Annotated in this window: 15 protein-coding genes; 11 read left to right on the plus strand and 4 right to left on the minus strand. The window is 62.7% G+C overall.

Translation table 11 applies throughout. The annotated features are described in order from the left end of the window. The first annotated feature begins 47 nt into the window (after nucleotides 1–47). On the plus strand, nucleotides 48–230 hold the full coding sequence (locus C7G41_RS09915; protein WP_007593314.1) for a hypothetical protein: 183 nt from the start codon (nucleotides 48–50) through the stop codon (nucleotides 228–230). A gap of 53 nt (nucleotides 231–283) precedes the next feature. Here the strand turns inward: C7G41_RS09915 and C7G41_RS09920 are convergent, their stop codons facing one another. From C7G41_RS09920 to C7G41_RS09930, 3 genes are all read right to left on the minus strand, one after another. Further along, complete coding sequence (locus tag C7G41_RS09920) at nucleotides 284–508, minus strand: hypothetical protein (RefSeq protein WP_007608359.1); 225 nt, start codon at nucleotides 506–508, stop codon at nucleotides 284–286. Between the two features lie 54 nt (nucleotides 509–562). Next, nucleotides 563–805 (minus strand): hypothetical protein, encoded by a 243-nt coding sequence (locus C7G41_RS09925; protein ID WP_007608356.1) that lies wholly within the window; start codon nucleotides 803–805, stop codon nucleotides 563–565. Nucleotides 806–902: 97 nt separating this feature from the next. Then, entirely contained in the window at nucleotides 903–1,112 is a 210-nt protein-coding gene (locus C7G41_RS09930; protein WP_007593324.1) for a cold-shock protein, read from the minus strand. A gap of 453 nt (nucleotides 1,113–1,565) precedes the next feature. On the opposite strand from C7G41_RS09930, the gene C7G41_RS09935 reads away from it, so the two are divergent. From C7G41_RS09935 to C7G41_RS09950, 4 genes are all read left to right on the plus strand, one after another. Further along, complete coding sequence (locus C7G41_RS09935) at nucleotides 1,566–2,165, plus strand: glutathione S-transferase family protein (protein WP_106942399.1); 600 nt, start codon at nucleotides 1,566–1,568, stop codon at nucleotides 2,163–2,165. Then, the gene (pcaB, locus tag C7G41_RS09940; protein ID WP_106942400.1) at nucleotides 2,159–3,538 is read left to right on the plus strand and encodes a 3-carboxy-cis,cis-muconate cycloisomerase; all 1,380 of its coding nucleotides are present in this window, start codon (nucleotides 2,159–2,161) and stop codon (nucleotides 3,536–3,538) included. Before C7G41_RS09935 ends, pcaB begins: the two co-directional genes overlap by 7 nt. A 6-nt stretch (nucleotides 3,539–3,544) precedes the next feature. Then, complete coding sequence (locus C7G41_RS09945) at nucleotides 3,545–4,534, plus strand: tripartite tricarboxylate transporter substrate binding protein (RefSeq protein ID WP_106942401.1); 990 nt, start codon at nucleotides 3,545–3,547, stop codon at nucleotides 4,532–4,534. 260 nt (nucleotides 4,535–4,794) lie between these two features. Continuing rightward, on the plus strand, nucleotides 4,795–5,238 hold the full coding sequence (locus C7G41_RS09950; RefSeq protein WP_106942905.1) for an SRPBCC family protein: 444 nt from the start codon (nucleotides 4,795–4,797) through the stop codon (nucleotides 5,236–5,238). Nucleotides 5,239–5,277: 39 nt separating this feature from the next. Here C7G41_RS09950 and C7G41_RS09955 read toward each other — a convergent pair whose 3' ends face one another. Next, nucleotides 5,278–6,609 carry an Hsp70 family protein gene (locus tag C7G41_RS09955; protein ID WP_106942402.1) on the minus strand — a complete coding sequence of 444 codons (1,332 nt, stop codon included), beginning with the start codon at nucleotides 6,607–6,609 and terminating at the stop codon, nucleotides 5,278–5,280. A 261-nt stretch (nucleotides 6,610–6,870) separates the two neighbouring features. On the opposite strand from C7G41_RS09955, the gene C7G41_RS37720 reads away from it, so the two are divergent. The 6 genes from C7G41_RS37720 (at nucleotide 6,871) to C7G41_RS09985 (ending at nucleotide 12,627) form a co-directional block, all read left to right on the plus strand. Then, entirely contained in the window at nucleotides 6,871–7,008 is a 138-nt protein-coding gene (locus tag C7G41_RS37720; RefSeq protein WP_007593333.1) for a hypothetical protein, read from the plus strand. Between the two features lie 239 nt (nucleotides 7,009–7,247). Continuing rightward, complete coding sequence (gene oxlT, locus C7G41_RS09965; protein ID WP_106942403.1) at nucleotides 7,248–8,534, plus strand: oxalate/formate MFS antiporter; 1,287 nt, start codon at nucleotides 7,248–7,250, stop codon at nucleotides 8,532–8,534. Between the two features lie 258 nt (nucleotides 8,535–8,792). Next, complete coding sequence (gene oxlT / locus C7G41_RS09970; RefSeq protein ID WP_106942906.1) at nucleotides 8,793–10,115, plus strand: oxalate/formate MFS antiporter; 1,323 nt, start codon at nucleotides 8,793–8,795, stop codon at nucleotides 10,113–10,115. 177 nt (nucleotides 10,116–10,292) lie between these two features. Next, nucleotides 10,293–10,718 (plus strand): CBS domain-containing protein, encoded by a 426-nt coding sequence (locus C7G41_RS09975; RefSeq protein WP_106942404.1) that lies wholly within the window; start codon nucleotides 10,293–10,295, stop codon nucleotides 10,716–10,718. A gap of 104 nt (nucleotides 10,719–10,822) precedes the next feature. Further along, a complete protein-coding gene (locus tag C7G41_RS09980; RefSeq protein ID WP_106942405.1) occupies nucleotides 10,823–11,842 on the plus strand; it encodes a 2-dehydropantoate 2-reductase in 1,020 nt (339 codons plus the stop codon). Continuing rightward, a complete protein-coding gene (locus C7G41_RS09985; RefSeq protein ID WP_106942406.1) occupies nucleotides 11,839–12,627 on the plus strand; it encodes a fumarylacetoacetate hydrolase family protein in 789 nt (262 codons plus the stop codon). The genes C7G41_RS09980 and C7G41_RS09985 overlap by 4 nt, the downstream gene beginning before the upstream one ends. Nucleotides 12,628–13,146: the final 519 nt, after the last annotated feature.

The raw sequence follows: 13,146 nt of genomic DNA on the forward strand, positions 1-13,146 counted from the left end.
TCCGGCACTCGCCAGGACCACGCTCGTTGATCAAATTGAGGGCTCAAATGTCGAAAGATCAATCCTCTGATCGCGCCAAGCGTGAAGCCAACAAGGCGTTCAAGCCTGCGACAACGCAGAAGCCGATCAACGACTATGCGAAGGACCAGAACTCCTTCAACGAGAATCGCGAGCGGCTGAAAGCGGAGCGATTGGCTCGGGAGGCCAAGCCGGGAAGCCGTTCCGAATAAGCGCGGACGGGGCTCGAATTCCGCTGAAGGCGGGGCGCCGAAATCCGCCTGATCTACAGCATCGAGAGCACGACGATTCCGTCTTCGACTGCACCAGAAGCGAGCTGCGCCCGCGCCATGCGCTCGAACTCGGTCCGGTTCTTGCGAAGATAACTGAAAGCCTGCTTCTGCGTCAGGAACGTCGTCGCAAGGCGGCACATCTGTCGGCCCGCGCCAAGCGCGAGAAAGAAGGTGATGGTGCCACCGCCGTCCAACTTGATTCTAGGCACGACCCGCACTCTTTGGCATGTGATCGGCCCTCTCCGAGGTGTCGTCGGCGCAATGTAAGGCAGCTACGGCGTCACCTTCTTCTTGCGCTTCGTCGGGGTGACCGGAGGCAGCGATGCCTGAAGGGCGGCGTCTGCCGCTTCCTTGGCTTCGCGCAGCTCTCGAAGCCGCGCCATGTTCTTGCGAACATCAACGGCTTGCTTTCCAACATCCACCATCGCCCGAGCGCCTTCCTCGGCGGCCAAACGCTGACGGTTAGAACGCGCGATGCTTTCGGGTGACGGTTCGGCCGGTCTCTTGGCGCTCATTATTCACCCTGCTCTGCAACGGACAAAACCCGCTCAATCCTGGGATCGAGCGGGTGGCATTGCCGTTTCAGTACATCCGTGAAACGGCATCAAGGCTTTAGGCCAGCGAGAGATTCTCAGCGCTGACCTTGCCCCGCATCTTGTCGGTCTTGAGCTCGAAGTTGACCTTTTGGCCTTCAGCGAGACCTGCAAGACCAGCCCGCTCGACCGCGCTGATGTGAACGAACACATCGTTGCCGCCGTCGTTCGGCTGAATGAATCCAAAGCCCTTCTGGCCGTTAAACCACTTCACAGTACCTGTCGTCATTTTCTTCTCCAAAGCGCATACGCGCAGGTTCCGCGTGATCGTCACGCAGAACAAATTCTATTCGTCGATGTCTATGGAAAAGGAGCCCGCGGGCGCATTCAACAAGGCACAGCGGCTGAACGAACAGCCTCAACGTATACCACATCCTCACTATTTGCAAGGCTTGGCATTTGGCCGATTCGACGCCTCAGGAGCTTGGCGGTAGGTACAGGACGCTTCCGTCGGAGAAGCTTGCGTTAGCGGCTTTGATCTTCTCGGCGACGATCTGCAACCCACACATGATCGCGCTTGGCCATATCCGAATTCCAGCGCGCTCAACGGCGTTCTCCAATTCAGAACGCATGTATCGCAATAATGCATTTTTACAAAACGAGGGGGTAACCTAGGCTTGATCGAAGTCAAGCCGTACGGCCGCGCAATGAGGCGCGACGACGGAGGAATCGATACCGACCGATGCGGCTATTCTTCAATCAGACGTCGCCATACGCCCGCAAGGTACGGGTCTCCATTCACGAACTCGGGTTAAGCGAGGCGATTCAGTTTGTCGAAGTCGATCCCTGGCCCGAGCTGCATCATTTCACCGACATCACCCCGCTCTCCAAAGTGCCGGCACTCGTTCTCGCCAACGGCACCCTCGTGACCGAGAGCGACACGATCGGTCAGGCCCTGCACGGCCTGACCATCGGCTCGCAACTGATCCCGAACGAAGAGCCTGCACGTCACCTCTGTCTTGGACGCGCCGCTCTGTATCAGGGCCTGATCGATGCAACCTTCATCTGCGCCATCGAAGGACGCAGGCCATCGGAGTTGCGCTGGGCGGATTGGGTTGCGCGTCAGGAGCGAGCGATTGCGCGGACGCTGTCGTCGATCGAAGCCCGATTCGACCTCGATGACCGGCGCTTCGACCTCGGCGACATCGGGCTCGCCTGTGCACTTGACTATATCGATTTTCGCGCGGGGCATCTGTCATGGCGTTCCGAGAGACCAAGGCTTGCCGGATGGTTTGAACGCGCGCGCGTTCGTCCATCCATGATCGCGACACGGCCATGCTGAGTTTCGAGCCCGGAACGGTCTTCAGCAGCCGTCACCTCGCCGATATTTTCAGCACCGCCCCGATGCGCACTATTTTCGGTGAGCGCAATTCGCTTGAGTCCATGCTCCTGGTCGAGGTCGCGCTGGCGAAGGTGCAAGGGCAGCTCGGTTTGATTCCTGCCGAGGCTGCTGCTGCGATCGCCTCCGCTGCACGTGCTGAACTAATCGATCTCGACGAATTGGCCGCCGGCACCTTGCGCGCTGGTTTGCCGGTCGTGAATCTGGTCGAGCAGCTGATCCGGCTCACCGGCAAACCCCATGGCGAATTCGTCCATTGGGGTGCCACGAGTCAGGACATCATGGACACCGCGCTCGTGATGCAGATGCGCGACGCGCTCGAGCTCATCCACCGCGATCTGGAGCGCCTGATATCGACGCTTGCGGATCTGGCGCGTACCCATCGCGATACGCCGATGGTCGGCAGGACCAAGCTTCAACACGCGATCCCGATCACCTTCGGGTTCAAGGTTTCCGTCTGGCTGTCGGGCCTGCTGCGCCACAGGCAACGTCTCGCCGAACTCAAACCAAGAGTCCTCCAGGTCCAGTTCGGCGGTGCGGTCGGCACTTTCGCATCACTCGGCGATGACGGCGACAGCGTCCGCGCTGCGCTGGCCAGCGAGCTCGGACTCGGCGAGCCCCTGGTGGCATGGCACGCAGCGCGCGATGGTTTGGCCGAGACGGTTTGCCTGCTTGGGCTGATCTCTGCGACCCTGAGCAAGATCGCGACCGATGTCGTGTTGATGGCGCAGACCGAGGTCGGCGAAGTGCTGGAGCCAGGCGGTCAGGGCCATGGCGCATCCAGCACCATGCCGCACAAGCGTAACCCGATCATCTGCGAGCAGATTCTCAGCACCGGACCGTCGCTGCGCCGGCTGGCAAGCGCCATGCTCGACGCTTCGGTCCACGACCACGAACGGGCGACGGGACCGTGGCAAGCCGAATGGTTGCTGCTGCCGGAAGCGTTCGCGCTGGTCTCCCGGGCCATGGATAACGCTGTTCGCCTCTGCAGCGGACTGGTCGTCAGGCCCGATGCGATGCAGGCCAATCTCGGTCGGACACAGGGTCTCATCGCCGCAGAGGCCGTCATGATGGCGCTGGCGCCGCACGTCGGGCGCCATCATGCGCACGAAATGGTGAGTGCGGCATGCACGCACGCCATCGCCTCGGGTCTGACGCTAGCCCAGAGCCTTTCGCGCGATCCGGCCGTGACGGCCCACATCGCACCCCATGAGATCGAGGCGGCTGCGGATCCGGCCCGATACATCGGCCTGTCCGGCCGTGAGGTCGATCGTGTTCTCGCGGCGGTGCAAGGCGACGCCATTGATGCGGAGTGAGGCCATATGATTTTGAAGCGCAAGCGCATCGGCCTCGTCGCAGCTGCGGTGCTGACAATGTTGAATGCGGCACAGGCCGAGTCGCCGTTCCCGTCACGGCCAATCACGTTGATCGTCCCGTTCGCGGCTGGCGGCCCCAATGACGTGATGAGCCGGATCGTGTCCGAACACATGGCGCGAAAACTTGGGCAGCCGATCATTGTCGAGAACATCGCCGGGGCGGGCGGCACGACCGGCTCAACACGCGTCGCGAAAAGCGCGCCCGACGGTTATACGCTCGTCAGCGGTCACGTCGGGACGCATGCTGCATCGGTCGCGCTGTATCCGAATCTCCGTTACGACCCAATGGTTGATTTCACGCCGATCGGCCTCGTTGCGGAAACGCCGATCCTCGTCGTCGTTCGTCGCGACCTCGCCGCCGACAGCATGGCGTCGTTCATCGCGATCGCCAAGGCGCGTGGCCCAGACCTCACCTTGGGCCATGCGGGTGTCGGTTCGATCAGCCACATCAGCTGTCTGCTGTTCACCTCCGTGATCGGATTCAAGCCGGTGGAGGTGCCATATCGCGGATCAGCGCTGGCGATGACCGACCTGATCGCGGGCCGCAGCGACTTCAGCTGTGGACTGTTGGGCGACGTTCTTCCCTTCCTGGGTGACAACAATCTGCGTTTTCTGACCGTTTCGGCGCCCGCACGGGTTCCGCAATTGCCGGACACGCCGACGGCGAGGGAAGCAGGGCTTCCACAGTTTGTCGCATCGAGCTGGTTCGCGCTCTACCTGCCGAAAGGCGCGCCTGACGCCATTCGCGACCGCTTCTCGGATGCGCTTCGCGCAGCGCTCGACGATGACGGCGTGCGGAGACGGCTCGAACAGGTGGGCTTGATCCTGCCACCGCCGGACCAGCGAGGCCCCGAACCGCTCAAGCGGCGGATGACCGAAGAGATCGCGCGCTGGCAGGACATTGTCAAAACCGCGCAGATTCGTCTCGATCAATAAGTGCAACCGATGCAGTCGAGCGCGTGATGGCCGGCCAGCTTTCGCGGTCGGCGCCTCACGCAGGCCGACGAAACAATCCGGTGATCCGCTGTTGCAAGCTGGTGTTCACCATGATGCCACCGGTCGTGGCGGCAGTCTGCCAGTCATCTATCAAAAAATTCGAGATGCCCTGTCGGATCGGCGGTATCTCGTCCGTCATCTAGACATGAATGGGCAATAGACGCTGACGTCGAGCCCGGCGATTCATGAGGAAGATGATCATGCCCAGCACTGTCCGCCTGCACCGCGTTCTCACGACCAGTCCGGAGAAAGTCTATCGCGCCTTCCTGGAGGCGGACGCGCTGGCGAAATGGCTTCCGCCGAACGGCTTCACCTGCACCGTCCATCATTTCGAGCCGAAGGTCGGGGGCACGTTCAAGATGTCGTTCCGTAACTTCACGACGGGCAGCAGCCACGCCTTCGGCGGCGAATATCTCGAGCTCGTCCCCGGCGAACGTCTCCGCTACACCGACAGGTTCGACGACCCCAATCTGCCGGGCGAGATCCAGGTCACCGTGATCCTGAAGAAAGTATCCGTCGGAACCGAGCTGGATATCACGCAGGCCGGCATCCCCGACGTCATCCCGCCGGAGGCTTGCTATCTCGGCTGGCAGGAATCGCTGCGCAATCTGGCGAAGCTCGTCGAGCCCGAGATCAAGCAATAGCGACCGGACGGGACTTAGGGGCGGCCGCGTAACCGTAGGCTACGCGCCCGCCCTCGACTGGAGCCCGCCGCTTGCGGTCCAGCGGTCGGGGTCCGGGCTATGTCCGATCAACGCAAGGCCGTAGGCGATCGACTCGAACTGGTCGCCCGACATCAGCCGTTCGTTGCCGAACCGCTCGGCGAACAGTTTTCGAACGGCGGGCACGAAGGACGTGCCGCCGGTCAAAAACACCTTCTCGATCTCGCGCGCGGTGATGCCGGCTTCGCCCAGCACCTTGTCGACGGTGGCCGCGAGCCTCGCGATGTCGTCGGCAATCCAGGCTTCGAAATTCTTCCGCGTGATGGTCGAGCCGATGTCGACCCCGCCGCCTTTGAAGCGGAACTCCACCTGGTCCTGCGCGGATAGCGCGACCTTGGCGTCGGATACCGCGCGGTACAGCGAAAAGCCGAGGTCGAGATCGACGATGGTGATGAAATCCTCGAGCAGAGCCGGCTTCACCGCGGTGCGCGCAAGCTCCCGGAGTTCGCGCAGGTCGCCGTTGCTCTTCATCATCGCGAGCTGATGCCAGCGCGCGAGGTTGGTGTAGTGGCCGGTGGGGATCGGCAGCACCTTGTCGAACGAGCGGAAGCTGGAGCCCTTGCCCAGCCGCGGCGAGACGACGTGATCGACAATACGATAATCGAACGTGTCGCCCGCAATCCCGATGCCGGCATGGCCGAGCGGCTCGGCACGCAAGGCGCCGCCGGCACGCGAGAACCGCATCACGGAGAAATCGCTGGTGCCGCCGCCGAAATCCGCGACCAGCACGGTCGCATCGCGCTCCAGCCGGCGGGCGAAGGAGAACGCAGCTCCGACAGGCTCATAGACATAGCGGGCGTGGCCGGCGCCAAGGCGCTCGAACGCGGCCCGGTAGCGCTGCATCGCCAGCGCCTCGTCGGGATTGCCGCCGGCGAAGCGGACGGGGCGGCCGACAGTGATGGTGGACGTCTCGAAGCCGAATTTATCGCCACCATGGCGCGCCAGCGTCCGCAGGAACGCCGCCAAAATATCCTCGAACTTGTAGCGCTGCCGGAACACCTGGGTGGTGTTGAAGCTGGAGCTCGCGGCAAAGGTCTTGAACGACTGGAGGAAGCGGTAGACATGCCGGCCTTCCAGGAACTGCTCGATCGCCCACGGGCCGCCTTCGGCCTGGGCCCCGGCTCCCGGCCGGTCCTCCCAGAAGCACAGCGCGGATACGAAGACGCTGTGGCGCTGTCCGCCATGGTCGAAGCGGATGGCCTCGACCCGGCGGTCGTCCGCTGCAAGGGCCACGACCGTGTTGCTGGTCCCAAAATCGATGCCGATCGAGACGGCGGGCGAGGCGCTCGACATGAACCACTCTGACAGATGATTGGAAGGGGGCAGACCACTAACGGCTTTGCCTTGCGCTGCCAAGACCTGCGCTGCCAAGACCTTCGCCTCCGCCAAGTTCCCGAACGCCGCATTCCTAAGCCGTTAACCCGGCGTTATGCTGCAATGCGGTGGATTAAATGCTGCTATGCAATGGCATGCATAGACATTGGCATCTGGTATACATAAATTGCCCTTCGAAATGAGACAGCACTGCTGACCGTCTCAAGAAAGGGATTTCCGATGTCCAAGACCGCTTCCGTCGCTCTCGCGCCCTCCTCCTCGCTGTTCGCCCGCCTGATGGCCACGATCGACCGCCTCCTGATGGCGAGCGCCGAGATCTCGAATCACAATGGCGACCTGCCGCGCTTCGGCCTGTAAGCTGGGCAGCCTCCCGCGCCGCGAGACGGTTTCAGAACGCTTCGCATACTACTTTTGATGAATGGCCCCGGATGACGGGGCCATTTCTACTTGTGCTGTCCTGAGTCACAGCCGCAATCGCGCAAGGTCCTGCGGCATTTGCGCACGGTGACCGGACCAGCGCTTGAAGCTTGGCATAATGCATACAAGAATGCCGTTCCAGCGCTCGCAGAAAAATGAGAGGCGCCACGGGAGGCTTTATGACGGACATGGTGCAAGCAACCGCCCCGACAGCCGCGCGCGTTAGCGACACGTATCGCTGGGCGCAATTGGCAGTCGGTGTCGCGGCTATGGTGATGATCGCCAACTACCAATACGGCTGGACGTTCTTCGTCCCCGACATCCAGAAGAAATTCGGCTGGGATCGTGCGTCGATCCAATGGGCCTTTACGCTGTTCGTGCTGTTCGAGACCTGGCTCGTGCCGATCGAAGGATGGTTCGTCGACAAATACGGCCCGCGCATCGTCGTGCTGGTCGGCGGCGTGCTCTGCGCCATTGGCTGGGCCATCAACGCGCAGGCGACAACGCTCAATGGCTACTATCTCGGCATGATCGTCGCGGGCATCGGTGCCGGCGGCGTCTACGGCACCTGCGTCGGTAACGCGCTGAAGTGGTTTCCGGACAAGCGCGGTCTTGCCGCGGGCATCACGGCCGCGGGCTTCGGTGCAGGTTCTGCGCTGACCGTCGCGCCGATCCAGGCCATGATCAAGGACAGCGGTTTCCAGACCACCTTCCTCTATTTCGGTCTCGGACAAGGCATCATCATCTGCATCCTCGCCTTCTTCCTGCTGGCGCCGAAGGCAGGCCAGGTGCCGAACATCGTGGCGAACGCCAATCTGCAACAGACCCGCCGCAACTATCAGCCGACTGAGGTGCTGCGTCAGCCGATCTTCTGGCTGATGTACTTCATGTTCGTCATCGTCGGCGCCGGCGGCCTGATGGTGACGGCCAATTTGAAGCCGATCGCGGCCGACTGGAAAATCGACAACGTCCCGGTCACGCTAATGGCGGTGACCATGACCGCGGTGACCTTCGCGGCCACGATCGACCGCGTGCTCAACGGCCTGACGCGCCCGTTCTTCGGTTGGATCTCCGACATGATCGGCCGCGAGAATACGATGTTCATCGCCTTCGGCATGGAAGGTATCGGCATTTGGATGCTCTACCTCTGGGGCCACGATCCGCTCTGGTTCGTGCTGCTCTCGGGCTTCGTGTTCTTCGCCTGGGGTGAGATCTACTCGCTGTTCCCCTCGACCTGCACCGACACGTTCGGCGCCAAGTTCGCGACCACCAATGCCGGCCTGCTTTACACCGCGAAGGGCACGGCCGCGCTGCTGGTCCCGATCGGCAACTACATGCAGCAGTCGTCGGGCAGTTGGGACAACGTGTTCATCATCGCGGCCGGCGCCAACATCCTGGCCTCGGCGCTGGCGATCGCGGTGCTCAAACCCTGGCGCAAGGTCGTGGTCGCGCAATCGACCGTCTGACGCTCTCGAAAAGCGCTTTCTCGCGCAAAACGCCCGGCCTCGCGGCCGGGCGTTTTCGTTGTGCGCAAGGTTTTCGTGAACCCGCCGTCCCGTACGGAACTCCGCATATTTTGTCACCGGCTTGCCAAGATAGGGCTTGCAATCTGGAATATGGTATACCAAGGTCGGCGCCGCGCTTGCGACGATAAGCCACAATATTGCGACATCAGGTCATCTTGCGATCGGTGTCGAACCAGACAGGCGCTTGGGAGGTTCTTGATGATTTCCAGCACCGATGGCGCTGTCACGGCCGCGCCTCTCCGCACAGGTTTCCGTTGGCTCCAGCTGGTCATGGGCATCGTCTGCATGGCGATGATCGCCAACCTGCAATATGGCTGGACGCTGTTCGTCGATCCGATCGATCACGCGCACCACTGGGGACGCGCCGCGATCCAGCTCGCTTTCACCATCTTCGTCGTCACCGAAACCTGGCTGGTGCCGATCGAGGCCTGGTTCGTCGACAAATACGGCCCGCGCATCGTCATCATGTTCGGGGGTGTCATGATCGCGCTGTCGTGGATTCTCAACTCCTACGCCGATAGCCTCACTTTGCTCTATGCGGCCGCGATCATCGGCGGCATGGGCGCGGGCGCGGTGTACGGCACCTGCGTCGGCAACGCGCTGAAATGGTTTCCTGATCGCCGGGGCCTTGCCGCCGGTGCAACCGCCGCCGGCTTCGGCGCGGGCGCTGCACTCACCGTCGTGCCGATCGCGACCATGATCGCAACGAGCGGCTATCAGCACGCGTTCCTCACCTTCGGCATCGGCCAGGGCGTGATCGTCTTCGTGCTCGCGTTCTTCATTCAACCGCCGCGGCTCTCGATTCCGCCGAAGAAGAAGCAGCTCAATTTGCCGCAGACCAAGATCGACTTCACCCCGCCCCAGGTGCTGCGCGCCCCTATTTTCTGGGTCATGTATCTCGTGTTCGTCATGGTCGCCTCGGGCGGCCTGATGACCGCGGCGCAGATCGCCCCGATCGCGCACGACTTCAAGATCGCCGACACGCCGGTCACGCTCGCCGGCTTCCAGATGGCGGCATTGACGTTCGCGATCTCGCTCGACCGCATCTTCGACGGTTTCGGACGTCCCTTCTTCGGCTTCGTCTCCGACACGATCGGCCGCGAGCACACCATGTTCATCGCCTTCGGCACCGCCGCGCTGATGCTGCTGACGCTGTCGGCCTATGGCCACGTGCCTGTCGTCTTCGTGCTCGCCACCGCGGTCTATTTCGGCGTGTTCGGCGAGATCTACTCGTTGTTCCCCGCCACCTGCGGCGACACCTTCGGCTCGAAGTTCGCAACCACCAACAACGGCATGCTCTACACGGCGAAGGGGACGGCGTCCCTGCTCGTTCCGCTCGCAAGCGTGATCTCGGCCACGTATGGCTGGAAGGCCGTGTTCGTGGTCGCGGTTGCGCTGAACGCGACGGCGGCGCTGATGGCGCTGTTCGTGATCAAGCCGATGCGCCGCTCCTTCATCCTCGGCAAGGAAGCCGAGAGCGCCAACGCCACGACGGGGAACGCCAAGACCGAGACGGCATAACAAACACGCACCTTGGACGGGCGAGAAGGGGGCGCAGCGATGCGCCCCTTTCTTGTTTGGCTCGCGGCAAATGTCAGCATTGCTGCCGCAAGATTTTTCGGATCAGCCAAATCGAAGGCTTGACGGTTGGCATTATGTATACCACACTTGGCTCGTCATTCACCCAAGGAGGTTGCAATGCTGGTCGGAGACATTCTGCGCAAGAAGACACCGCGCGTTGTCACGGTGCGAATGAACGAAACGGTGGGTATCGCCGCCAAGCTGATGCGCGCCAACAATATCAGCGCACTGGTGGTGAAGGACGTGGTCCGCTCCGAAGGTAACACCGCGGTCGGCATGTTCACCGAGCGCGACGTCGTGCGCGCGGTCGCCGAGCACGGCGCCAATGCCGTCAACGTCAAGGTCTCGCAGCTCGTCTCGGTGCAGCAGCTCGTATCCTGCACCTCGAGCGACACGATCGAGCACGTCCGCCATCTGATGAACCGGAATCACATCCGGCACCTGCCCGTGATCGACGATTACAGCCTCGTCTCGGTCATCAGCATGCGCGACGTCGCTGCCCTCATCGACGAAGCGATCAACGGCACGCCGCAAGCAGCTTAACGCGCCTCACTTCCCCTGCGACTACCGGCCCCGGCTCGGACCCTTCCGAGCCGGACCGGATCTTTCGTCCCGAAATCCGGCTTCTGCTGCTTCGCGAGGATTCCATGAAGATCTGCATCTACGGCGCCGGCGCAATCGGCGGATATCTCGGAGTTCAGCTCGCGCGCGCGGGCGCCGACGTCAGCCTGGTCGCTCGCGGCGCGCACCTTGCCGCGATGCGCGAGCGCGGCCTGACGCTGCTCGCGGGCGAGGAGAAGCACACCGTGCATCCGCGCTGCACCGACGTTCCCGCCGAGTTCGGCGTGCAGGACTACATCATCATCACGCTGAAGGCGCACTCGATCACCGGCGTGATCGAGAAGATGCAGCCGTTGCTCGGACCCCACACCCGCATCGTCACCGCCGTCAACGGCATCCCTTATTGGTACTTCCACAAGCACGGCGGCCAATACGAGAACTCGACGCTGGAGAGCATTGACCCCGGCGGACGGCAGTGGCGCGAAATCGGCGCCGAGCGCGCCATCGGCTGCATCGTCTATCCCGCCACCGAGATCGAGGCACCCGGCGTGATCCGTCACGTCTACGGCAACAATTTTCCGCTCGGCGAGCCCTCCGGCGAGATCACCCCGGACGTGCAACGCCTCGCCGATCTCTTCGTCGCCGCCGGGCTGAAAGCCCCGGTCCTCGACCGCATCCGCGACGAGATCTGGCTCAAGCTGTGGGGCAATGTCTGCTTCAACCCGATCAGCGCACTCACCCATGCAACGCTCGACGTGATCTGCACCGATCCTGCCACCCGCGCGCTGTCGCGCGCGATCATGATGGAGACGCAGGGCATCGCCGAGACGTTCGGCGTCAAATTCCGCGTCGACGTCGAGCGCCGCATCGAAGGCGCCCGCAAGGTCGGCGCGCACAAGACCTCGATGCTCCAGGATCTCGAGCGCGGCCGCCCGATGGAGATCGACCCGCTCGTCACCGTCGTGCAGGAGATGGGCCGCCTCACCGGCGTCGCCACCCCCGCGCTCGACTCCGTGCTGGCGATGGTGACTCAGCGCGCCCGCATCGCCGGTCTCTACGACGGCATCTCGACATCGTCAGATCCGCGCGCGCTGGCGGTGGCATGATGGCTGGCGAGATCAAACAATGGCTCCGCTTCCGCAAGAGCGGTGCGACCGGCTTCGGCACGCTGAATTCGTCAGGCATCAGGGTGCATGAGGGCGAGATGTTTGGCCACCATGCAGCCACCGGCAAGATGCTGGCGCTGTCGGAGGTCGAGCTGCTGGCGCCCTGCGCGCCCAGCAAGATCGTCGCGCTCTGGAACAATTTTCACGCGCTCGCAGCCAAGCTCAACCAGCCCGAGCCGCCGGAGCCGCTCTACCTCCTGAAGGCCACCACCAGTATCACGACGCCTGGCGCGGTGATCCGCCGCCCCTCTTATTACGACGGCAAGACCACCCATGAAGGCGAGCTCGGCATCGTCATCGGCAAGACCTGCGCCCGGGTGTCGCCGGCGGAAGCGGACAGCGTCATCTTCGGCTACACCTGCGTCAACGACATCACCGCCAACGACATCCTGACCAGCGATCCCACCTTCCCGCAATGGGCGCGGGCCAAGGGCATCGACGATTACGGCCCGTTCGGTCCCGTCATCGCCACCGGTCTCGATCCGGCCAAGCTGGTGGTCCGCACCATCCTCAACGGCGCGGAGCGGCAGAACTACCCGATATCGGACATGATCTTCACCGCGCAGGAGCTGGTCAGCAGGATCTCCCACGACATGACCCTGCTCCCCGGCGACCTCATTGCCGTCGGCACCTCGGTCGGCGTCGGCGTGATGAAAGAGCCGGTCAATACAGTGACCGTCGCGATCGACGGCATCGGCGAATTGACGAACGAGTTTCGGCTGTAGCCGCAACCGCGGTGCCCCGGCCCGGATCGTAGCGATATCCGGGACACCATACCCGCAGGGCACGCGCATATCGCTACGCTCACGCGGGTACGAATTCCCAGCCTCCGTCCGACATCTGTGCTCCGCCTAAATCGGGAAGACCTGGCCAGGAAGACCCGGCAAATTGAATGCCTTGCAGAGATCTGACAGCCGAAATGTGACCAAAACCACAGATGGGTTTGCGGCATGGTCGTAGGGTCCTTTCACTGTTCGGCGCCTACTGCGTTGGACTTCAGATGGGGAAGTACGATGACGCTCAAGGGGATCATGACGGGCATTCTGGCCGGCGTTTCACTGGCTGGCACCATCCTGGCCACGACCGGTTCGGCCGAAGCCCGCTTTTTGGCCGGCCACGGGAGCCAGTCCTACTATAGCCGGGTTGCGACTCCTCACCCGTCTTCGAGCACGACATTCAACTGTCCCCGTTGCAGTGACGGCCAGCAACGGCCCGCCACTGGCCCCTCCAATCCCCACTACGGC

Source organism: Bradyrhizobium sp. MOS002, assembly GCF_003020115.1.
GTDB lineage: Bacteria > Pseudomonadota > Alphaproteobacteria > Rhizobiales > Xanthobacteraceae > Bradyrhizobium.